This is a genomic window from Streptococcus sp., assembly GCF_032481935.1.
Taxonomy (GTDB): Bacteria; Bacillota; Bacilli; order Lactobacillales; family Streptococcaceae; genus Streptococcus.
Genome location: NZ_JAWERU010000031.1, coordinates 1 through 23,390, shown reverse-complemented (window position 1 = coordinate 23,390; position 23,390 = coordinate 1). Strand labels below are relative to the sequence as shown.

The 23,390-nt window shown below is 35.6% G+C and carries 17 protein-coding genes; 3 read left to right on the top strand and 14 right to left on the bottom strand.

The window, feature by feature from the left end:
* The coding region (locus tag E7C97_RS06920; protein WP_316108571.1) for a His/Gly/Thr/Pro-type tRNA ligase C-terminal domain-containing protein at positions 1 to 385 on the top strand (385 nt) is incomplete at its 5' end.
* A 193-nt stretch (positions 386 to 578) separates the two neighbouring features.
* Here the strand turns inward: E7C97_RS06920 and E7C97_RS06915 are convergent.
* The 5 genes from E7C97_RS06915 to E7C97_RS06895 all read right to left on the bottom strand — a co-directional run bounded on the left by E7C97_RS06915 (position 579) and on the right by E7C97_RS06895 (position 6,797).
* Positions 579 to 1,628: a DUF389 domain-containing protein gene (locus tag E7C97_RS06915; RefSeq protein ID WP_316108570.1), complete on the bottom strand. Its 1,050-nt coding sequence runs from the start codon at positions 1,626 to 1,628 to the stop codon at positions 579 to 581.
* 446 nt (positions 1,629 to 2,074) lie between these two features.
* Positions 2,075 to 4,066, bottom strand: coding sequence for an ABC transporter permease (locus E7C97_RS06910; RefSeq protein ID WP_316108569.1), 1,992 nt, complete (start codon positions 4,064 to 4,066; stop codon positions 2,075 to 2,077).
* Between the two features lies 1 nt (position 4,067).
* The gene (locus E7C97_RS06905; protein ID WP_000173364.1) at positions 4,068 to 4,826 is read right to left on the bottom strand and encodes an ABC transporter ATP-binding protein; all 759 of its coding nucleotides are present in this window, start codon (positions 4,824 to 4,826) and stop codon (positions 4,068 to 4,070) included.
* 326 nt (positions 4,827 to 5,152) lie between these two features.
* The gene (locus E7C97_RS06900) at positions 5,153 to 6,127 is read right to left on the bottom strand and encodes an ATP-binding protein (protein ID WP_316108567.1); all 975 of its coding nucleotides are present in this window, start codon (positions 6,125 to 6,127) and stop codon (positions 5,153 to 5,155) included.
* Positions 6,120 to 6,797: a response regulator transcription factor gene (locus E7C97_RS06895; RefSeq protein ID WP_000548968.1), complete on the bottom strand. Its 678-nt coding sequence runs from the start codon at positions 6,795 to 6,797 to the stop codon at positions 6,120 to 6,122. The genes E7C97_RS06900 and E7C97_RS06895 overlap by 8 nt, the downstream gene beginning before the upstream one ends.
* Positions 6,798 to 6,892: 95 nt before the next feature.
* Between E7C97_RS06895 and E7C97_RS06890 the strand changes: the two genes are divergently transcribed.
* Together E7C97_RS06890 and E7C97_RS06885 are read left to right on the top strand one after the other, a co-directional pair.
* Positions 6,893 to 7,969 (top strand): DUF2974 domain-containing protein, encoded by a 1,077-nt coding sequence (locus tag E7C97_RS06890; protein WP_316108566.1) that lies wholly within the window; start codon positions 6,893 to 6,895, stop codon positions 7,967 to 7,969.
* A 105-nt stretch (positions 7,970 to 8,074) separates the two neighbouring features.
* Positions 8,075 to 8,704, top strand: a complete 630-nt coding sequence (locus E7C97_RS06885) for an MBL fold metallo-hydrolase (protein WP_316108565.1) — start codon at positions 8,075 to 8,077, stop codon at positions 8,702 to 8,704.
* A gap of 280 nt (positions 8,705 to 8,984) precedes the next feature.
* Here the strand turns inward: E7C97_RS06885 and gtfB are convergent, their stop codons facing one another.
* The 9 genes from gtfB to E7C97_RS09640 form a co-directional block, all read right to left on the bottom strand.
* Positions 8,985 to 10,304, bottom strand: coding sequence for an accessory Sec system glycosylation chaperone GtfB (gtfB, locus tag E7C97_RS06880; protein WP_316108564.1), 1,320 nt, complete (start codon positions 10,302 to 10,304; stop codon positions 8,985 to 8,987).
* On the bottom strand, positions 10,297 to 11,811 hold the full coding sequence (gene gtfA, locus E7C97_RS06875; RefSeq protein ID WP_316108563.1) for an accessory Sec system glycosyltransferase GtfA: 1,515 nt from the start codon (positions 11,809 to 11,811) through the stop codon (positions 10,297 to 10,299). Before gtfA ends, gtfB begins: the two co-directional genes overlap by 8 nt.
* A 9-nt stretch (positions 11,812 to 11,820) precedes the next feature.
* Complete coding sequence (gene secA2 / locus E7C97_RS06870; RefSeq protein ID WP_316108562.1) at positions 11,821 to 14,217, bottom strand: accessory Sec system translocase SecA2; 2,397 nt, start codon at positions 14,215 to 14,217, stop codon at positions 11,821 to 11,823.
* Between the two features lie 7 nt (positions 14,218 to 14,224).
* On the bottom strand, positions 14,225 to 14,767 hold the full coding sequence (gene asp3 / locus E7C97_RS06865) for an accessory Sec system protein Asp3 (RefSeq protein ID WP_316108560.1): 543 nt from the start codon (positions 14,765 to 14,767) through the stop codon (positions 14,225 to 14,227).
* 9 nt (positions 14,768 to 14,776) lie between these two features.
* Positions 14,777 to 16,360 (bottom strand): accessory Sec system protein Asp2, encoded by a 1,584-nt coding sequence (gene asp2, locus E7C97_RS06860; RefSeq protein ID WP_316108559.1) that lies wholly within the window; start codon positions 16,358 to 16,360, stop codon positions 14,777 to 14,779.
* 10 nt (positions 16,361 to 16,370) lie between these two features.
* Positions 16,371 to 17,954, bottom strand: coding sequence for an accessory Sec system protein Asp1 (gene asp1 / locus E7C97_RS06855; RefSeq protein WP_316108558.1), 1,584 nt, complete (start codon positions 17,952 to 17,954; stop codon positions 16,371 to 16,373).
* Between the two features lie 13 nt (positions 17,955 to 17,967).
* Positions 17,968 to 19,224 carry an accessory Sec system protein translocase subunit SecY2 gene (gene secY2 / locus E7C97_RS06850; RefSeq protein ID WP_316108557.1) on the bottom strand — a complete coding sequence of 419 codons (1,257 nt, stop codon included), beginning with the start codon at positions 19,222 to 19,224 and terminating at the stop codon, positions 17,968 to 17,970.
* Between the two features lie 114 nt (positions 19,225 to 19,338).
* Positions 19,339 to 20,940, bottom strand: a complete 1,602-nt coding sequence (locus E7C97_RS09645; protein ID WP_398581242.1) for a DUF445 family protein — start codon at positions 20,938 to 20,940, stop codon at positions 19,339 to 19,341.
* A partial coding sequence (locus tag E7C97_RS09640; RefSeq protein WP_398581241.1) for a DUF445 family protein occupies positions 20,913 to 23,390 on the bottom strand: 2,478 nt, incomplete at its 5' end. The genes E7C97_RS09640 and E7C97_RS09645, both read right to left, overlap by 28 nt.

Here is a 23,390-nt window from a genome sequence, read left to right as displayed (position 1 = left end):
TATCTCAACTATGGAACGCTTCACAGCTATCTTGATTGAGAACTACAAGGGTGCCTTCCCAACATGGCTTGCACCACACCAAGTAACCCTCATCCCAGTATCTAACGAGAAACATGTGGACTACGCTTGGGAAGTGGCTAAGAAGCTCCGTGACCGTGGTGTCCGTGCTGATGTGGATGAACGCAATGAAAAAATGCAGTTCAAAATTCGTGCGTCTCAAACTCAAAAGATTCCTTACCAATTAATCGTTGGAGACAAGGAAATGGAAGAGAAGGCTGTAAATGTTCGCCGTTATGGTCAAAAAGAAACTGAAACTATGCCGGTAGATGCATTTGTAGAATTGATTCTTACAGACATCGCTAACAAATCACGAGTTGAAAAATAAACGATAAAACCTGGGATAAAAATTCCAGCTAAATAAAGAAGCAACAACGTTTTCAGTTGTTGCTTCTTTATTTAATCTGAGCTAGTAGTGATTGGTCAAGCCACCACAAATAGTATCCTCATCAACAATCCTTTCTATCCATTAACTTTTAGTTATAAGATTTGCTTCCATGAGTTAGATAAGTTGACTTTCCTCAGTCCTTGTCTGCTTCATTCTCTTTTACGAGATCTTTTTGTGAATCTTTTTCAGAGAGTTTTTGATCGATATACTTGTTAATGGTTTCATAAAATTCTTTGGTCGTCTCACTATCTAATTTTGTTGAATTATGGACTTGATTGACTTTCAATTGAACAGATTGAATACCGTAAGAGGCTTGTTTTTGGTGTATCGTTTCTAATTCTTCTTCTGAAATCGGATCTCCAACAACTGTCAAGACCAATTCATTGTTCCTTGACTTGTAGACTTGATTAATGACCGTATGATTGGCGAACTCTTTTCCTACAAACTGTTTGATCCCTTCTTTTCGCGCTTGATCTATCGTCAGAGTGACTGCTGAATAGCTGGCTGGAAGAACCAATAATACAATCAAGGATATCAACCCAATTCTCATTTTAATGTTTAGCTCTTTAAATGAACTTAAAGGAGATTTTCTCATTAAAATTCTTGTTCCAACAATGTTGGTTAGCATGATAAAGACACAGTTAATCAAGAAAAGATAGAGAGCCCCAAATAAAAATCGCACATTTCCATTAGCTAAACCATAGCCTGCAGTACAGATAGGTGGCATCAGAGCTGTTGCAATGGCTACTCCTGGCACGATATTGTTTGCTTCTTTTTTCCTTGAACCAATTACACCTGCTATCCCACCAGCAATAGCAATGAGAACATCCCAAATGGTTGGAGAGGTTCGTGCAATCAATTCGCTACTTGCATAAGATAAGGGAGAAATCCAGAAATACAGAGTCGAGACAAGCAAACTGACCAATACTTGAGTAAATAAAACCTCTAGAGATTGCTTGATTAAACGCGTATCAAAAATAGCTAAACCGAATCCTAGTCCCACAATCGATGTCATAAGAGGGGAAATCAGCATGGCTCCAATAATAACAGCTGTTGAATTCATGTTTAGACCTATAGAGGCAATAAAAATCGCACACATCAAAATCACTGTATCTCTTAATCGAACATGAAGGTCATCATATAATTTCTCACGGTATTCACGAGTTGAATAGTTTCCGGTCATTGATTACTCCTTTTATTTCATATAACCTTGTTTCTGTATGGATGATGGTAGAGAGACATCTGTCCAATCTTACATATTTTTAATTCTCACCTGTCATTCTTTTGAACATTATCTTTTAACTATCCATCAGTCCATCCTTGATATTATATCAAAAATTTTACGGTCTTTCTCTGTAGAAATCAATTAATTTAAAAGATAAAGAAAGGAAAAAATTCCAGTTACTTTTTTCTAAGAACAAAAAACTGCATTTCCTATATAAGAAGATGCAGTTTAATGTTTAAACATGAGTGTGTTTGGCTTTCCAATTTTGCATCATGCAAATCGGTCAAGGTATTGCGATCCCCAAGGTAAACCCGCAAATTATGGCTACTAAGATAGAGTATCCAATTTAATCTAGGATTCCTCCGTCAAAATAACTTTCATACTTTACATTATATCCTTTATTTTTATATTTGAACAATTTTGCGATAACTTCTTGAAGTAATCATAAAGATTAGAACATAGATAAGGGCAAAGATACCACAGATTGAAAGTGTTACACTTAACATCATAGCTGTATCTACTACCCCAATAACCTTGAGAATTAAGCTCAACATATGATAGGCAAATGCCAAGTGAAGAAAGGCAAAGATTACAGGGAGGAAGAAGACGGTCAAGACCTGCTTGTTAATGGTTTGTTTGATTTGTTTTTGGTCCAAGCCAACCTTTTGCAAAATCACAAAACGTTCACGGTCTTCATAACCTTCTGAGATTTGTTTATAGTAGATAACGAGTACTGTTCCAATCATAAAGATGATAGAGAGGAAAATACCAATAAAGAGAACTCCTCCAAAGAGAGCATTCATTTGGGCAATTGCATCACTTGCAGTGCCTCCACCATAAACCATACCGTCTTTATTTTTGAGATTATGACTAAAATTATTTGCAAACTCCTCAAAATCATCAGATAGCTTTAACTGTTCCTCTAGACTAGCTGTTACATCCATACCACCGTAGAGCTGTGTGTATACAGCTGAATCCTGGTACTGTTCCAAAAAGCTTTGAAGATCAGCTACTACAAGATAGTTATAATCCGATACCAATAGTACATAAGGATTGGAAACATGATTAGCAATAAAATCCTGCTGGATTGCTTCCTTGATCGTATAGTTCTGATTGTTTAGACTAAATGCTTTCTGTCCTTTAAGTTGGTCATTTCGAGCCCAAAGCCCTACTTCATCTTCAGTGAGATTCAATTTCTGACCAGTCATCTTTTCGTAATCTTTTTGGTCGAAGACTAAGAAGACAGTCTTGGGCATAACACTATTTTGCCCTTTTTCAAAGATGGTTAATTTGGTCTCGTCTTGACTCGAAAGACCGAAGCTAGCATAGCTGAGTACATCTTTATTACTAATCGTTAAGCTCTTTTCACTTGCATACTGAGTCAAAAGTTTGTCTAAATCCTCTACTTCTACATTTTGCCCCTTGACATCAAAATCGTGAGGATACAGAATTTTTTTCATATTTTCAGAACCGTTGTAGATACTGGTTGCTGCCGACATGGTGATTAAAACCATGGTTGAAAGGATGGCAATGGTTGCTAATCCGACAGCATTTTTCTTCATACGAAAGATAAGGTTAGAAACAGAGATGAGGTTATTTGGTTGGTAGTAATATCTCTTGTTTTTCTTGAGCAACTGCAAGAAAACTGTAATACCAGCATTGAATAAGAGATAGGTCCCTACAATAACTAACATAACCGCAATAAAGAAAGTAGCTACAGCTTTGAATGCATCTGTTACGCTTAGTGCCAAGTAGTAGCCACCACCTAGTGCAATGAGCCCTACTAAAGTTTGAAGGACTAGGAAACGCCCCTTCTTCTCACCTTTTGCTTTCTCACGAGATAGTTGGAGAGCATCCATACGGATAATGCGGATAGCATTTAGGAAGACAATGACTAAAAAGACAAGCCCAAATACCAGAAGGATGGAAAGGACTACGGACCATTGGAAGGTGGCTACTAACTCTACCTTCATCTTTGCAAGTTTGAGCAATAAGGCAAAGATGAGATTGTCAAAGAGAGCACCAATCCCAATCCCAGCAGTGACTGTTACTAGCCCAAATATCAGGAGTTCCTTGAAGGTCATACCAATCAAATGGCGCTTTTCTAAGCCCAACATGCCATATACACCCAGTTCTTTGGAGCGATTTTTCATGACAAAACTGTTGGCATAAAGAACGATAATAGCAGATGCAAGTGTCACTACGACAAGCCCTAGTTGTAGAGTAAATTGTATAGCAGATGCACCACGCAAATCCACAATTTTAGGATTAAAGGCTAGGGAGTAAAAGAGATAGCTAATTGTGACTGCCAAAATGACAGACAGAGCAAAAGGATAATAGAGTTTGCGGTTTTTGATTAAGTTGGAAATGGCCAACTTATTGGTTAATCGAAACATACTAGTTCACCTCACTTGCCATAACAGTTAAGGTGTCAGAGATTTCTTGGAACATCTGACGTTCAGTCTTTTCACCACGGTAGATTTGATTGTAAAGAATGCCGTCCTTGATGAAGAGGACACGTTTCGCACGGCTGGCCGCAGCTGTTGAGTGGGTTACCATGAGAATGGTCTGTCCTTGTTCATTGATTTGATCAAAGATATCAAGGAGGGCAGCAGAAGATTTAGAGTCTAGAGCTCCTGTTGGCTCGTCAGCAAGGAGAATTTCTGGTTCTGTGATGATGGCGCGTGCAACTGCTACACGTTGTTTTTGTCCACCAGAAATTTCATAAGGGTACTTCTCCTGCAATTGATTGATACCAAGATTTTCAGCCGTTACAACCAATTTTTTCATCATTTCTGTAATAGGCTTTCTAGACAATACCAAAGGGAGTAAGATATTGTCTTTAACAGAAAGCGTATCTAACAAATTGAAGTCTTGGAAGACAAAGCCTAACTTTTCACGACGGAAGCTTGATGCTTCAGTATTTTTAATGGTAGCTGTGTCTGTTCCGTTTAGGAAGACCTGACCACGAGTTGGTTTGTCAAGCATGGCGAGAATATTGAGTAAGGTTGATTTCCCAGAACCAGACTCACCCATAATGGCAACGTAGTCGCCTTTTTCTACGGTAAAGTGAATATCTTTCAGGGCTTCTACTTGGTTGCCTTGGAAACGTGTTTTATAAATCTTTTGAACGTGTTTTACATCTAATAGTGTCATGATAATCTCCTTTTTAATATCCCATTAATTGAAACTGAGCCTGCATAATAGCGCAACCGAGCTGAACTCGCTCGATCTCTTTTGGACTTGGTTTACTTGTTTGTTTCTTCTGTAAGATTGTTTTCATGGTTTCTCTCCTTTTTCTTTATGCTATAAGTTTACTCCAAATGAAGATAGCTTGCCATAACATAACCTTACAAAAGAGGTCTGTAATCTTACATTTTTGTAAGATTACAATTTTTTATCTGATTGAAGCCTGCTTTCTTACCATAACAAGGTCTAAAGAAGAGCCTGAAAGGATTCTTCCAAGCTCTTAGCAATTCTTTTCATTCAATCAGTAAATTCACTTCAGAGAACTTAATCCTCACAGTTGTTCCTTGCCCAAGCTCAGATTCGACACGGATTTGATGTCCTAATTCTTGGCTAATTTTTTGGGTCAGGTAGAGCCCAAGTCCAGATGACTGCTGGGTCATGCGCCCATTATAGCCTGAAAATCCGCGTTCAAAAACCCGCAATTGATCACTGTTTTTGATACCAATCCCAGTATCTTTGATGCAAAGTTCTTGATCTTCCATATAGATCTCAATTCCACCTTCATTTGTGTATTTGAGGCTATTTGAAAGGATTTGTTCAATAACTACTAACAACCATTTTTTATCCGTCACAATGCTTCTATCCAAGTCATGCAGATTAACACTTAAACCTTTCTGGATAAAGAAAATGGCATATTTGCGAATGACTTCTTTGACCAAATCCTCCACATTTTCTTTCTTCAATACCAGATCATCATGGAAGCTCTCTAAACGTAGGTATTGGAGAACGAGATTGGTGTAGGAATCAATCTTAAAAATTTCCTGTTCTAGCTGTTGTTTCAATTGGCGATCCGTAACCTCACTCACGAGGAGTTTACTGGCCGCAATTGGTGTTTTTATCTGATGAACCCAGAGTGTATAGTAGTCCACCAAGTCATTATAGCGGTTTTCCGCATCTGATTTCTTTTGGTAGAGTTCCTCTTCACTTTTCTCTAATTTTTCAGTCAATAGAGCCTCCATTGGTGACTTGGCTTCTCTTTTTCCGTAAAACAATTCCTTACGATAGCGTTGCAATTCTATCAAGAAATCATATACCAAAAACAAAAGTGTTAAAAAGGTAGATAGAGAGAAGAAATAGTTAAAGTAGGGCACTTGGTTATCAAATAAAACCTCAAAGAGAAAGAGTAAACCTGTAAGTAAGAGAATAAAAGCGAAAAAACGGCTGCGCGAACGGATATAAGCTAGAAAAAAACTTTTAAAATCAAGCATGTTTCAATCCGTACCCTATTCCTTTCTTGGTTTCAATAAAACCAATCAAACCTTCTTCTTCCAATTTCTTGCGCAAGCGAGCGACGTTTACGGACAAGGTATTATCATCGATAAAAAAGTCACTATTCCAGAGCTCCCGCATCAGGTCGTCACGCGCTACGATATTTCCCGCATGCTCAAATAAGACACGTAAAATCTGAAATTCATTCTTGGTTAAACTGATAGCTTTGCCATTGACATGCACATCCATAGACTTGGTATTGAGGATAACCCCAGCATACTCTAAGAGACTTTCATCCCGTCCAAACTCATAGGAACGACGCAATAAGCCCTGTACCTTGGCTAAGAGGACCTGCTGATCAAAGGGCTTGGTCACAAAATCATCCGCCCCCATGTTGATAGCCATCACAATGTCCATAGCCTGGTCTCTCGAAGACAGAAACATAATGGGAACTTTAGAAATCTTGCGAATTTCCTGGCACCAGTGATAGCCATTAAAGAGAGGCAAGCCGATATCCATGAGAACCAGATGAGGCTCAGACTGAACAAATAGTGTTAGAACTTCCATGAAGTCTTCTACCATGACTACCTCAAATCCCCATTCGGAGAGCATTTTCCCAACTTGTTGACGAATAACTGGATCATCTTCTACTAGTAAAATCTTATGCATCTGCTCCTCCTTTTTCTATATTATAGCAAAATTCTCCTCACTACTAGCGAAATTGATGTAAATCTGATAAGATAAAAGTTAAGAAAGGAGTTCCCATGGCCAATATTTTCGACTACCTAACTGATGTTCAATACGATTCTTTTTACGATCTTCCCTTGAATGAACTGGATATACTTGCTTTTACAGAGCTGACTTATCTTCCTTTTGATAACTTATTGGACCAGCCTGTCAATCGTTTAAGCGATGTCGCAACACGTGTTCCTCGTGAGACTAACATGTTGACCAATAAAGAACGTCTCCAGCTCCTCGATCAGTTATCCCAGCACAAACGTTTTAAAAATAGCAAACTCTCTAACTTTGTAAACGAGGTTGATACGGAGCAACAGAAACAGTTCGCTGCTATGACCTATCGTCTGAATCTAGATACTTATCTGATTGTCTTTCGTGGTACAGACGATAGTATTATAGGCTGGAAGGAAGATTTCCATATGACCTACATGAAGGAAATTCCTGCCCAAAAGCATGCTCTTGAATACTTGGAGGATTTCTTTGTGCAACATCCAAAACAGAAAGTGATTATTGCTGGACATTCTAAAGGTGGGAATCTAGCTGTCTATGCTGCCAGTCAAATCCAGTCTGAATTGCAAGAAAAAGTCTCTGCAGTTTATACCTATGACGCCCCTGGTTTGCAGGCTCATCTGACTGAAAACACTGGTTATCAAGATGTTATTCCAAAAATTCACCGTTTCGTCCCACAAGGTTCTGTCATTGGCATGATGCTAGAAGTTCCTGATACTCCTATCGTCGTCAAATCTACGGCTCTCGGAGGAATCGCCCAACACAGCACCTTTAGCTGGCAAACTGAAGGACACCACTTTGTCCAACTTGAGGCAATTAGTAGCGAGAGTCTCCAAATTAAAGACACTCTCAAAGAATGGGTGGACAGTGTTCCCGATGAGGAACTGGAGCTCTACTTCGATCTCTTTTTTGGTACCATCCTAGAATCTGGAATTAGCTCCATTAATGAACTGTCTTCTAAAAATGCTATTGACCATGTTCGACAACTTGTTTCTCAAGCCCAAACACTGGAGCCTGAGCAAGTTGAAATCTTAAAAAATCTGACACAACTCCTACTGGATGCTCGTTTCCAAGCCTGGAAGAATCATTTTTAATAACAAGAAAGTCCCTTCCTTTATGGAGGGACTTTCTTGTTGATTCCTTATTTTATTCTTCTGTGTTATACTAGTAGGAGTAAATTCTTTGAAAGAGGAAATTCTATGAAAATCCATAAAACCGTGAACCCTGTTGCCTATGAAAACACTTATTATCTTGAAGAAGACCATCACCTGATTGTGGTTGATCCGGGTAGCAACTGGGAGGCTATTCGTAAGACTATCGAGACCATCAATAAACCGGTCAGTGCGATTCTCCTGACCCACACCCACTACGATCATATTATAAGTCTGGACTTGGTCAGAGATACTTTTGGAAATCCTCCAGTGTATGTAGCGGAAAGCGAAGCCACTTGGCTCTATACTCCTGTTGATAATCTTTCTGGTCTTCCTCGACACGACGATATGGCAGATGTCGTATGTAAACCAGCTGAACATACCTTTGTCTTTCATGAAGAATACCAGATTGATGAGTTCCGCTTTACTGTATTACCAACTCCAGGCCACTCTATCGGAGGAGTTTCATTTGTTTTTCCAGATGCCCAGCTAGTCTTAACGGGTGATGCTCTCTTCCGAGAAACTATTGGACGAACAGACCTACCTACTGGTAGCATGGAACAACTCCTTCATAGTATCCAAACCCAGCTCTTCACCCTTCCAAACTACGATGTCTATCCTGGCCATGGTCCAGCTACGACCATCGCTCACGAAAAGACCTTTAATCCATTTTTCTAGCAAGCTAAAAACCAAGGACAATCATCCTTGGTTTCAGATTGAAGAAAAAGTCCATTTTGGACAATTTTCTTCAATCTTTTTCTTTTACTAGATCCTTTTATTATAAATATCTAAACAATGATATCAGAACTGAAATAGTTACTAATACTACCACGATAATATAAAAAATAGATTTTCGATTTTTTACCTCATCTGGTTTCTCATAGCGTATTTCTTTGATACGTTTCTGTATATCCTCATCTAATAGTGTATTTCTATCTGTCACTATTCTTCTCCTTCATTAATCTACATTCCTAAACAATATCTGTTTATAATCTTCATAGGTCATAGGAAATAAGTCTGATCGCCAACGCGAAACCGTCTGTGAATAATCATCTAAATTCAATAACCAATCAGATAATGTTTGAGGCTGACTATGATTAAAAATACCACTTTTATGGTGAAAAATCGGTGAATGAATAGTATTGTCGTATGCTAATATAAGAAGATTTCGTTCAAAAGCCTGTCGAACTATCGATAGAACTTCAGTTCCATGATTTATATCTAGATAAATGTCACATTGTTCCAATAGATCCAATATAGTCTTAGGAGACATATTAGGATATAGGAGAACATTTTCTTTTTGACCAAAATTTTCTAATTTATTCGACATAGCTGTTAAAGCACCAATATGGAAAGTATAATCTGCAAGCTGTTCTGTTAATATTTCTATGCCTTCTATTTGGTCCGAATTTGTCACAATTAAAATTTCTTTGCGGGAATAGTTTTCTCTCAATTTAGGATAGATGATATTTAAAAAATTAATCATCTCTTTATTCTTTTCTTCCACTAAGTGCAATAATTTTTCATAAACCGACTGATCCTGAACTATTACTTTCTTTGTTCTGCTTGATCTTCCTGAAAAAATAACTTGCATATTTCCCGGAAGCTGATCAGTAAGATTTTCCTGCCAGAATAAAATGTCTCTTCCCTCACCTCCTAGGTAATAGGAAAGTAAGAAAGGCATTCCCAATGAATTATACCAAATTGATGATAAATCTAGCCCTGATTTCTTTAAATAAAAGAGAAAGAAATCCACTTTTTTTGTAAAATGATAAACCTTGCCTTTCCAATTAAGAAGAATGTCACCAGTTAAAATATTTTCTGATAATACCTCTTGACCCGATTTATTAAAATACTTTTTGTGACTCACTTGCTGGTTACTATAAAAATAAGTCTTAGCAAAAACCCACCCATATTTATTATAGTGGTCTGTCATATAAATCGATCCATCTGGATGCAGCCAATCTACACTTTGGACAAATCTCAAATATTTTGGTTCATGATAATGAATAACTCCCCTTTTAGAACTACGATTCCAAATTTCTCCTTCTATATTCGTTCCTGTAATTTGCCAAAGTGAAGGAACTTCTAATTGATTGAAATAAAGTGCTTCGCCATCCATTTCAACTTCACAAAAGAAAGTATAAGGTGATATTATTCCTTCTGGTAAGAAACCATCATCATTTAAAACAATACTAGTTCCATGGATACCAGATGCCTCAAGAGAATAATGTAGATCCAAAGATTCTTGTGTTAACCATTCGAACAACCTAATCATATAGCACCTCTTCTATAAAATGTTTCCATCTTTCAACTAATTTTTCATGCTTAAAGTTCTCTGCAATTTTATAAGAATATTGTTGTGCGTCAACCTTTTTAAACTTTGTAAAATATTCATATATGGAATCTGCAAAAGCTTGTACAATACGAACACGGTCATCCCCTTTTGGACGCTCAATTAATAAACCATTATCTCCTGAACGAACAAATGTTTGATTTCCATATGGAACATCAAAACCAATAATAGGAAGTCCTGAACCAACTGCTTCCATTAATGTTAAACCAAACCCTTCACTTGTTGAAGCAGTTAAATATAGTTCATAATTTTGATAAATATCATCAAGCTGTTTATGACCTTTTAATTCAATGAACTCCCCAGCATGTAATTTAGTTAAAAGCTCTGTCAGTTTTCTTCTCTCTCCACCTTCACCATATATATCAAAAGTCAATTCAGGAAGTCTTTTCTGAGCTAAGGCTACTCCCTCAATTAACCAATCTATATGTTTCTCTACTGCTAAACGAGAACCAGTCATCATTGAAAAAGATTTTCTAGATTGCTCCGGAAACTTCAATTGTTCTAGACTTCCTACTGGAATAGCTACTACCTTCGGATGTAGAGAAGTGTATTGTGTGAATTGCTCCTCAAGAAGTATTTTTTGCCTTTCAGTAGACGTAATAAATGCATTCACTTTATCAGCATTAGTAAATTGATATTCATAATAATTATTCCAGAGAATATTATATTCATCTGTATTTTTTTCATTAAAATGTTCTGCATGAATAACTACTGCTAACTTCGCTGCCCCTATATTTTCAAATACTACTTGTCCAATTCCTGTCGCACGATCAAGTAAAATCAAATCAGACTTTGTCAAAGAAAGATCCTCAAGCATGAACTCTAATAATTCTTCTAGTCCATAACAAATTTTATTTGAAAAAACAAAAGTACTCTTTTCATTAGAAAGAATTTCTTCATAAGCAATACTACCATCTTCATTATAAAATGAACGATTACAGAGCTGTAGCCCATTTTCTCCAGGTGCATAAAATTCACTAAATACTTTTGTATAGCTATAGTAATCTTTACGAATCAGTTTTCCTTTAACAACATATTCTACTCGTTGTACATATTCCTGATTTTCTCCATAAAGGGAAGCATTAATATATAGTTCTTGATTTTCAAAATAATAACGAATAAGCTTTCGATCAGAGCTCACTTCTTTTTTTGTAGGATGTTGTGAAAAAGTGGCCTCCAAATCATCTTTTTTATATGTAGTTCCAGCAATTTTAACATCTGTAAAATATCCATATAACCATATTATTTCACTATCTTCAAATCCGATGTTTTTTGTAAAATGTTCCAGATTTTCTGATTGAAACATATTTGTAAAAATAAATTTAGCAGGTATACCAAGTGATCTTAAAATTTGTGCTCTATATGCCTGAGCATACTCAACACCGCTACTTGCCCAGCCAATCCCTAAATTAATACTATAGATTGTCATTGTTCCCTCTTATACAAAATAAATTGATAAACCATCGTCTATCTTTCCTTCTATGGTGCTTAGCATCACATTTTTAACAATAGCATGTTTCACTTCTTTACCCATTTCCTCATAAGACTCTAAGGATTCTCGTAAGTATTCACTAATAGAATCCCTTTGGGCAATTTGTCTCATTGATACAAATGTCTTCAGTTGCTGTAGATGGTCTACTTGTTGAATCCAACATTCATCAATTGCTCGTAGTATTGATAAACGAATAAACTCCTCCACTTTTGAATCTGTTTTTAGTTGCTTAGATTTACGTTCCATCTCTAATTGATAAAGGTAAAATAAATAATCCTTCACTTGTTTACTATTAGCCAAATCTAGACTTGTTGGAAGGGATCTCAGTTGATAGGTGAAATTCTCTAAAATAAATCTCTTTAAATCATTTTGGTTTAATCCAATGTGACGATTATCTTCTATATATATTTCAATATATTCACGCATCAATTTATCTAAACGATCTCTGAGTTTTACTTCACCATAAATCAGCTGATCTCTTAAATGATATATTTTCTTACGTTGTGATTTTAAGCTCTCATCAAATTTAATTGTATTCTGACGAGCAGATTCCGACTTGTCCTCGCTTTTATGTTGAGCATGCGCTACAATTCTAGAAAAACGTTTAGAAACTAGAGGCTTTCCATAATTCTTTCGATCTATACGATTTTGCTTTTCAAAGTATTTTTTTAATCTTTGATTAGCATAATTCATAATCAACTCATCTTCTAAGGATACAAAAAACTGACTCAAACCTGGATCCCCTTGTCTTCCAGCTCGTCCTCTCAACTGCCAATCAATTCTACTATTTGCCATTCTCTCTGTCCCAATGACAGCTAAACCACCCAATTCTGCAACACCTGTCCCTAACTTAATATCCGTACCTCGTCCAGCTAGAGAAGTAGCTACTGTGACAGCACCTTTTTGACCTGCTTCAGCAATAATCAATGCTTCCTTAGCAATATTCTTTGCTGTCAAAACATTGTGAGGAATCCCCTCTTGTAATAACATACGTGAGTATATCTCCGCAATATCAACTGTTCCTGAAATCAAAAGAATCGGTTGTTGCTTTTCGTGGATTTCCTTAACAAATTCAAGAGTAGCAAATAATTTTTCGGGTAAGGTAGTATAAATTTTATCTGAATAATCTAATCTTCGTATTGGTGTGTTAGTTGGAAGAACAACTACTGATACCCCATAAGTACTAATCAGCTCATTCTCTGCAATTTTTCCCGTTCCCGTCATTCCAGATAGTTTAGGAAACATATTAAATAAACTTTGATACGTTACAGAAGCAATAGCGCGAGAGTCCTTTGATTTTTTGACTTTTTCTTTTGTCTCAATTGCCTGATGAATTCCAGACTGGAGACGGGTTCCTTCAAGTATCCGTCCAGTACGATTATCTAGTAGCTCAACTGCATCCTCAGTCACAACATAATCAATATCTTTTTTAAATAAATAATGTGCTCTAAGCGCTAAATTAATATGTCTATTCAATTCAAAATATTCTTCACCATAGAGATTTGAAATATTAAAATATTTCTCTGCATAACGAATTCCTTCGTCAGTCAAGAAGATAATTTTTTCATCTTTGAGAAATTTAAACTCCTGCTCTTTTCTCAATGTTCGAATAAATTGATCAGCTGTATCATAAAGATTAGATTGAACTCTGGGTGATCCAGCGATAATAAGTGGTGTCTGTGCACTATCTAACAAAACAGCATCTGCTTCATCAATGATAACATAGTTAAAGGATCGTAAAAATTTATCCTCTGCATTTCCTGCCAGATTATCTATCAAATAATCAAATCCAAGAGCAGTGCTTGTCGTATACAATATATCAGAAGAGTAGATTTTTTTCTTCCGATTGGAATCTACTTCTTCATCATCGTCAAAAACTCCTACTCCAACAGTTAATCCCATAAAGCGATAAACTTCACCCATATCTATTGCATCACGTCTTGCGAGATAATCATTGGTTGTTACAAGTATTGTTCCCTTCCCCTCCAAAGCATTTAAATAAAGAGGTAAGGTAGCAGTCAGAGTCTTTCCTTCTCCTGTTTTCATTTCAACAATTGTACCATCATGAAGGGCTAACGCTCCTAAAACTTGAACATCAAATGGGAACATGCCTAGTATTCGGCGATCTGCTTCACGAATCGCTGCAAAAGCCTCAATTAGAATATCTTCAAGTGTTTCTCCTGTCCTTAAACGATTTTTAAATTCTTCAGTCTTATTCTTTAGTTCTTCATCGCTTAAGTGGGACATTGATTCTTCTAATGCATTTATTTTCACTAATTTTTTTCGAAGTCTACGTAATTTTATTGTATTAATAAATGATTTTTTTTGTTTAATTTTTTCCATCTATCCATTAAATATATTTTACTAGGTCTTTTACTAAATCAAGATCTTTCGGAAGTAACTCCCTTAAATATCGATTCTCAAAAGTACGAAATTCCGATTCTTTTTCTTCCTCCTCATTGATCTCGTACATCATAATCTTGTGATACGCAACTGATTGACACCCCGCACTCATCAATGTAAGTGTGTAAGTAAAGGTATCCCGCGGGAAAATAAAACTTTCTCCCGATTTTCTCAATACGATAGACTCAATTTGCTCAGCTTGACGATTAAAAAAATCAAGTTGTAAGAAAAAGGATAGTTCCGGTACTGAATCAATCAAAAACTCCAATTGATATCTCTTTCCCTGTGTGAGAATGGGAAGATCAGGAGAATGACGATCGCCTTGATAATTTGTTCGTGATTTAAAGGTAATGATAGGTTTTCCTGATGCGAACCGTAAATTGTAAAAGTTCACTAAATCCTCTTGGAATTTAATTTGAGAACCATATAAATAATTCTCATTCTTTCTTATCTCATTCCAATAAATTTCAGCAATTAACTGTTTAATCATTTACACTCCTTATCTTCCAAACTGATCTTCTAGAATTCTTTTAAATTGTTGCTTAAACCACTTATTAATCGCTTGACTGTTATCATTATGCCTTCCTTCATATCCTACACTATATATATGTACACCTTTCTGTGAGAGATAATTTGTTAAACGTTGGGCAGCACAACCATCGTAATCATCATTTTTCATGTATCCCAGAGCAAATTGAGTATCTTTAAAACTTGCTTTATGATATTTCTTCCATAATTTTTGGTTAAACTCATCAATTTGTATTTCTGTTAAACCATGAGTTATATTCAGCAGCATGTCTGCACTTGTTTCAAATTCATCTGGTCTTTTTAATTTCAATCCAGACACAGTATCTCCAAGATTTGTAAATGGCTTCCCTACAATTACTGCCGCCGGATTTAGGTCTACTGCATAATATGCTGCAGCAAATGACCCCATTGATATACCAGAAAGTATCAACTCAGATGATGAAAATCCTAAATAGTCTAATGATTTTTGAATCACTTCAATAATTTTTGTTTCATATTGATCAGTTCCAATATAGAAACAGCCTCCTTCTAATCTAGGATCAGCAATTAACATAAACGGAGAATTAAGAGATTTCATTATTCCAAATCCTTCAAACCCTTCAGCAGGCCTGAATCCTGAAAAATATACATTTAGAGGTGGCTTCATATCTCCTGGATTAAAGTAATAGAAAAATTCTTGTCTTCTCTCATCACTGTACCTTCCACCTCCAAGAACTAAGTTGCCGAGACCTTGACGTGAATATCGCCAATGAAGGGGACCAAATGACAGTGCCCCTTCTCCTTTCGCGTATATGGATACAGCATAAAAACCGATTTCTTCAGGATTTGATTCTAGGATAATTAAATTATTAAGATCATCTTCATTATAAATCAAACTATCCATTAATTCATAAAGACTACCTCTTCTCATTGGAGTTATTACTAACTGAATGTGACAATTGCCTTTGACTTTTTCATACTCCTGCCATAATTCTAGAGCTACTGGAAAACTTGAAAGATTATACCTATAAGTAAAAAGTTGTTGGAAATCTTCTCCAAAATTACCAGTAAACTGAGTATTTACATGACCATTCCGTTGTACCATACCTCTAAAATTTGGATTGATATCTATTTCAGGTATTTTTAACTTTGCCCCATATTGACTACTAAACAATACTTGATATAAAAAATTGATACAAGTAGAAATGTCTTTCGATTTTTCCAGTTTACGAAGTATTTTTCTTCGAAAAATTCCATTTGGACTATCTGAAGATAAGTCTAATTCTGCACTGCAAAATAGACTGTAAGCTTCAATTGTATCTATTAGTGGTTCTAATTGTATTTCCTCAAGATAATCAGTTATAACAATCGCATTAAAATGAATGTGAATTTTTGGTTTTTCTATCAAATTATCTTGCTTCGTCATGTCTTTAAGAATTTCTGCAAGTAATCTTTCCTCTTCTAATTTTAAAAAATTTTGGATATTCTCCGGCTTACAAAAAAACCATTCTAAGTCTTCTGGTAGTTTTTCTACTTGACTAGCCCAATTTAAATAGCCAATTTGTAAAATCTTCATCGTCATCCAATTACCTATTTCTATTTTCTAGCATTTGTTTCCATTGCTCTAATATTTTAACACTTGTGTAGTTAGACATTTTTTGAACAGTATAGATAAGGGCCTCATTCCAGTTTGATAGTCCGTCAAAATAAAAATCAATTGCTGCTGACAGATCACTGATTTCACTGATAACTAATCCATTCTTTTGATGTTCAACATAGTCCGAACTCACACGATTAATTTGTGGTATACCTGCACTAATACTAGCAATTTGTGTATATAAATCTGGTTCAAGCCCAAGGTCAATGACTAACCTAGCTGTATCCAGACATTCAATAATCTGATTTTCATTTGTAAAACACTCCATCACTATTCGACTTAACTCTATCTCTTGTTCATCTTCCAGTTCATTTTCACCTTCACTAACATGTTTAAAAAAGAGTTCTTCAAAATGGAATGTTTTTATTAATCCTATTATCCATGTCTTTAACAAATCCAATTGCATATCCTGCCTAAATGTTACGATTCTAAGTTCAGTATCCTTACGCAAACTCATTAATTCTAGAATAATTGTTATGACAGAATATAGTTCATCTCGCTCTATATTATCGATGAAAAAGTAAATTATCTGCTCTTTAACAGTCTGGCTATGTCCAAGGCGTAATCGACTATCAAAGGGGGAAAGACGCATGATCGGAATTGATTTTAATCCTAATTTTTCAAAAAGCTCCTTCAATAATCTTTCATTCCTCTCAGTATCGGCCACTACAAAAGAAGCCTCATTAATAGTTAATTGATTTGTTTTAAAATCTTGCAAATTAAATCGATTTCCAAAAAAAGAGTAAATTGTTCTATAATCCTTAAATATAGTTGAAATAAGTTGATTATGTTGTTCATGGCTTGCAACAACAAATATATCAGTATTTTTAATATGATTTTTTCGAAAAACTGTCAATCTTTCTTCAATCAATTCTTTCCAACTATTATAATACTTCTTACTAAAAGTCTTATCTGCAAAATCATTAACCATAAGGAGAGGAGAGGAGTCATTTTCTTTTTTTAGAAACTCTCTAACTTGCCAAACACCATTAGTGTTCAAGTAATCTTGGTAAAGCGCTTGCTCATCTATATCATAATAAAGAATACTAGATAAAAATCCCCTATCATCAAAGATATAATCTTTTGTTATTTTTTCATTCTTTTGAAATGAAATCGAATGAATATTCCCGTTCTCAGCAAAGTTCACAACAGCATAAATTTTTCCCTTTAGTCGGACAACGACTGCAAAAGGACTATAAAAAAACTCACTACCTTTTGGCCAATTTAAGTCTTTAAAATGAATAATTTTTGTGTAAAATCTTGTGATATTCTGAATATCATCAAAAAATGACCAATAGTAAACTCCAAAAATTCCTTGATTATGTAAAAAATATCGAAGTTGAGGCTGATAGTTCAATATCATTACTCCAATTTCTTCTTTTGCTTCCAAAAACATTTTTACTTGATTCACACTATCATCAAAAGTCATTCGATTATTTACACGAAACCACCAAGGTGTATTATCATACCATTGTCTCTGTCGACCATACCAAGAAGGCACAAAATAAAACATAAACTTTCCACCATTAAATTAAATTTTTGTATTTTTTCCAACTATTCATTGTATCAACCTGCTCCATAACACCCAATAAAAGACTTACTATAATATATGCATTACTAATTAATAGAGCAATTGAAATACTATTTTTACCATGCCCCTGCAATGAAACTGCAAGCATCGGTAAACCTCCCAAAACAACAACTGTAAAAGCCCCAAATTGTGCAAACGAATTTACAACATGTTGAATATACTTTAAGGTCTCTTCCCCCGGCTTTTTCCCAGATATATAATCACCATTATTTCTCATATTCTTTGAAATTTCATATGGATCATAATTATAGTATGAAAAACCAATGGACAAGAGATAAAGTAGTAAGATATAACAGATAACACCTGGTACTTGAGATAAGCCAATACGAACTGAAAGATATTCTAAAATTTGATTATTAGGAAATATATTCAATAACAATATAAATATATATGGAGGCAACATCATCAAAGTCATTCCATACATAAATGGCATCGCACCTGCAGGTGTCACACGTATCGGGAGATAGCTACTAGAATGGTATGGTGTATTTAATCCTACTCTTCGAATCGGTATACGATATTCCCCTTTATAAAGTAATATAGTTAAACAAACAAGTACAGATAAGACGGTACAAAATAATAACCCAAATTTTATGAGATTATCGGAATTGAATTGTTGAGTTGTGAAGTACTTAATTGTATTGCTTTGAAACGCTAATATCATATTTACCAATATAACAACAGTCATCCCACCAATACCTCGTTCACTATTTATTTTGCATAACCAATTTAATATAAGTGTACCAGTTGTTAATAACACAATTGTAATTATCCTCAAAGTCACATAATTATATCCAAACGATATTAAAAATTCGGAACTATTGGTTATTCCGTAACTTTGTAACAAAGCAATTGCTAATGTCATCAAAAACTGCAAGCGATTCACTTTATCTGAGGTCCAATTACTAATTAATTTAAAAGTAACTAAGAAGCGCCATAAAATCATCATTGTCATAGTTGGACCAATCCCCAACGTGAATAAAGTCATACTGCTAAATTGAATTCCAGTGATCGCTCCAAAATTCTCAATTAATTGTGAATCTATGGCATTACCAAGTACAACTTTATCAACTCCAACTGTTGGAATAGGAATTTGTCGACCTAACATATATATAAATACTATACAAATCATCCATGAAAATCTTTGGATTACTAGCGATTTCCTCCAGTATTTCTGAAATTTTCTTATCATATTCAAATTAATCCATTCTCTCTATTCCAAATTATTATAACATAAAAACAAGGTTGGGGTGTGAAAACACCACCAACCCTTGCTTCATATTTTATTGAAGAGTATATTCACTTCCTACTCATTGTCTCCTGTTTTACGTTTTTTACGTCCTAAGAGTCCTCCAATTAGAAGACCACTGAGTCCAACTAATCCAAGAGAGGAAGAAGAATTTTCTCCAGTATTTGGCAATAATCGTCTAGAAACTGATTCAGAAACTGATTCAGAAACTGATTCAGAAACTGATTCACTTACTGATTCAGATAAGGATTCTGATACTGACTCTGATACTGATTCAGAAATTGATTCACTTACTGACTCTGATACTGATTCAGAAATTGATTCACTTACTGACTCTGATACTGATTCAGAAATTGATTCGCTTACTGATTCTGATACTGACTCTGATACTGATTCACTTACTGATTCAGAAATTGATTCGCTTACTGATTCAGATACGGATTCAGAAACTGATTCGCTTACTGATTCTGAGATTGATTCACTTACTGATTCTGACACTGATTCAGATACGGATTCACTTACTGATTCAGAAATTGATTCAGATACGGATTCACTTACTGATTCTGATACTGATTCAGAAACTGATTCGCTTACTGATTCTGAGATTGATTCAGATACGGATTCGCTTACTGACTCTGACACTGATTCAGAAATTGATTCAGATACGGATTCAGAAATTGATTCAGATACGGATTCAGAAACTGATTCAGATACTGATTCTGACACTGACTCAGAAACTGATTCACTTACTGACTCTGATACAGATTCTGATACTGACTCAGAAATTGACTCGCTTACTGATTCTGATACCGATTCAGAAATTGATTCGCTTACTGATTCTGATACTGACTCAGAAATTGATTCGCTTACTGATTCTGATACTGACTCAGATGATTCTGATACTGACTCTGAAATTGACTCGCTTACTGATTCTGAGATTGATTCAGAAACTGATTCACTTACTGATTCTGAGATTGATTCAGATACTGACTCAGAAATTGATTCACTTACTGACTCTGACACTGATTCAGAAATTGATTCGCTTACTGATTCTGAGACGGATTCAGAAATTGATTCACTTACTGACTCTGATACTGATTCAGAAACTGATTCACTTACTGACTCTGATACTGATTCAGAAATTGATTCACTTACTGACTCTGATACTGATTCAGATACGGATTCGCTTACTGACTCAGAAACTGATTCAGATACGGATTCACTTACTGATTCTGATACTGACTCAGATACGGATTCGCTTACTGACTCAGAAACTGATTCACTTACTGATTCTGATACTGACTCTGAAATTGATTCAGATACGGACTCTGAAATTGACTCGCTTACTGATTCTGATACTGATTCTGAAATTGATTCACTTACTGACTCTGATACTGACTCAGAAATTGATTCACTTACTGATTCTGATACTGACTCTGAAATTGATTCACTTACTGATTCTGATACTGATTCAGAGATTGATTCAGATACAGATTCACTTACTGATTCAGAAACTGATTCGCTTACTGATTCTGAGATTGATTCAGATACAGATTCGCTTACTGACTCTGACACTGATTCAGATACGGATTCAGATACTGATTCAGATACTGATTCAGATACTGATTCGCTTACTGATTCTGATACTGACTCTGAAATTGTGATTCTGATACTGACTCTGAAATTGACTCGCTTACTGATTCTGAGATTGATTCAGAAACTGATTCACTTACTGATTCTGAGATTGATTCAGATACTGATTCGCTTACTGACTCTGATACTGATTCTGATACTGATTCTGATACTGATTCTGAAATTGATTCACTTACTGACTCTGAAATTGACTCGCTTACTGATTCTGACACTGACTCAGAAACGGATTCACTTACTGACTCAGATACAGATTCTGATACTGACTCTGATACGGATTCACTTACTGATTCAGATACTGATTCGCTTACTGATTCTGATACTGATTCAGAAATTGATTTTACTGATTCTGATACTGATTCAGAAACTGATTCGCTTACTGATTCTGATACTGACTCTGAAATTGACTCGCTTACTGATTCTGAGATTGATTCAGAAATTGACTCGCTTACTGATTCTGATACGGATTCAGAAATTGACTCGCTTACTGACTCTGATACTGATTCAGACACGGATTCAGAAATTGATTCACTTACTGATTCTGACACTGATTCAGAGACTGACTCTGAAATTGACTCGCTTACTGATTCTGAGATTGATTCAGATACAGATTCGCTTACTGATTCGCTTACTGATTCAGAAATTGATTCGCTTACGGATTCTGACACTGACTCAGAAATTGATTCACTTACTGATTCTGATACTGACTCTGAAATTGACTCGCTTACTGATTCAGATACGGATTCTGATACGGATTCAGATACTGACTCTGAAACTGATTCTGATACTGATTCAGAAATTGACTCGCTTACTGACTCTGATACTGATTCAGAAATTGACTCGCTTACTGATTCTGATACTGATTCAGACACGGATTCAGAAATTGATTCACTTACTGATTCTGATACAGATTCGCTTACTGACTCTGACACTGATTCAGATACGGATTCAGAAATTGATTCACTTACTGACTCTGATACTGATTCAGAAATTGATTCACTTACTGATTCTGATACTGATTCAGAAACCGATTCGCTTACTGATTCTGAGATTGATTCAGATACAGATTCGCTTACTGATTCGCTTACTGATTCAGAAATTGATTCAGATACGGATTCAGAGACTGACTCTGATACTGATTCTGATACTGACTCAGAAATTGATTCACTTACTGATTCTGATACTGACTCAGAAATTGACTCGCTTACTGATTCAGATACGGATTCTGATACCGATTCGCTTACTGATTCTGAGATTGATTCAGATACGGATTCGCTTACTGATTCAGAAACTGACTCAGAAATTGACTCGCTTACTGATTCTGATACCGACTCAGAGATTGATTCAGATACGGATTCACTCACTGACTCTGATACGGATTCAGAAATTGATTCGCTTACTGATTCTGATACTGACTCAGAGATTGATTCACTTACTGATTCTGATACTGACTCTGACACTGATTCAGAAATTGATTCGCTTACTGATTCTGATACCGACTCAGATACAGATTCGCTTACTGACTCAGAAATTGATTCAGATACGGATTCAGAAATTGACTCGCTCACTGATTCAGATACGGATTCGCTTACTGATTCTGAGACTGACTCTGAAATTGATTCACTTACTGATTCTGATACTGACTCAGAAATTGATTCACTTACTGATTCTGATACTGACTCTGAAATTGACTCGCTTACTGATTCTGATACAGATTCAGAGATTGATTCACTTACTGATTCAGAGACTGATTCAGAAATTGATTCGCTTACTGATTCTGATACGGATTCAGAAATTGATTCGCTTACTGATTCTGATACGGATTCAGAAATTGATTCAGAAATTGATTCACTTACTGATTCAGACACTGACTCTGATACTGATTCAGAAATTGATTCACTTACTGATTCTGATACTGATTCAGAGATTGATTCGCTTACTGACTCTGATACGGATTCTGAAACTGACTCAGAAATTGACTCGCTTACTGATTCTGACACTGACTCAGAAACTGATTCACTTACTGATTCTGATACTGATTCAGAGATTGATTCAGAAATTGACTCGCTTACTGACTCTGATACTGACTCAGAAATTGATTCACTTACTGATTCTGATACTGATTCAGAGATTGATTCACTTACTGACTCTGAGACTGATTCAGAGATTGATTCACTTACTGACTCTGAGACTGATTCAGAGATTGATTCAGAAATTGACTCGCTTACTGACTCTGAAATTGACTCGCTTACTGATTCTGATACTGACTCGCTTACTGATTCAGATACGGATTCAGAAATTGATTCGCTTACTGATTCTGATACTGATTCAGAGATTGATTCAGAGACTGATTCGCTTACTGATTCAGAAATTGACTCGCTTACTGACTCTGATACTGACTCAGAAACTGATTCACTTACTGACTCTGAAATTGATTCGCTTACTGACTCTGAGACTGA

Bases quoted from the DNA above. Each gene is read 5' to 3' on its own strand.
- E7C97_RS06915 (WP_316108570.1), bottom strand. From the start codon at position 1,628: ATGACCGGAAACTATTCAACTCGTGAATACCGTGAGAAATTATATGAT.
- E7C97_RS06910 (WP_316108569.1), bottom strand. From the start codon at position 4,066: ATGTTTCGATTAACCAATAAGTTGGCCATTTCCAACTTAATCAAAAAC.
- E7C97_RS06905 (WP_000173364.1), bottom strand. From the start codon at position 4,826: ATGACACTATTAGATGTAAAACACGTTCAAAAGATTTATAAAACACGT.
- E7C97_RS06900 (WP_316108567.1), bottom strand. From the start codon at position 6,127: ATGCTTGATTTTAAAAGTTTTTTTCTAGCTTATATCCGTTCGCGCAGC.
- E7C97_RS06895 (WP_000548968.1), bottom strand. From the start codon at position 6,797: ATGCATAAGATTTTACTAGTAGAAGATGATCCAGTTATTCGTCAACAA.
- E7C97_RS06890 (WP_316108566.1), top strand. From the start codon at position 6,893: ATGGCCAATATTTTCGACTACCTAACTGATGTTCAATACGATTCTTTT.
- E7C97_RS06885 (WP_316108565.1), top strand. From the start codon at position 8,075: ATGAAAATCCATAAAACCGTGAACCCTGTTGCCTATGAAAACACTTAT.
- gtfB (WP_316108564.1), bottom strand. From the start codon at position 10,304: ATGATTAGGTTGTTCGAATGGTTAACACAAGAATCTTTGGATCTACAT.
- gtfA (WP_316108563.1), bottom strand. From the start codon at position 11,811: ATGACAATCTATAGTATTAATTTAGGGATTGGCTGGGCAAGTAGCGGT.
- secA2 (WP_316108562.1), bottom strand. From the start codon at position 14,217: ATGGAAAAAATTAAACAAAAAAAATCATTTATTAATACAATAAAATTA.
- asp3 (WP_316108560.1), bottom strand. From the start codon at position 14,767: ATGATTAAACAGTTAATTGCTGAAATTTATTGGAATGAGATAAGAAAG.
- asp2 (WP_316108559.1), bottom strand. From the start codon at position 16,360: ATGAAGATTTTACAAATTGGCTATTTAAATTGGGCTAGTCAAGTAGAA.
- asp1 (WP_316108558.1), bottom strand. From the start codon at position 17,954: ATGTTTTATTTTGTGCCTTCTTGGTATGGTCGACAGAGACAATGGTAT.
- secY2 (WP_316108557.1), bottom strand. From the start codon at position 19,224: ATGATAAGAAAATTTCAGAAATACTGGAGGAAATCGCTAGTAATCCAA.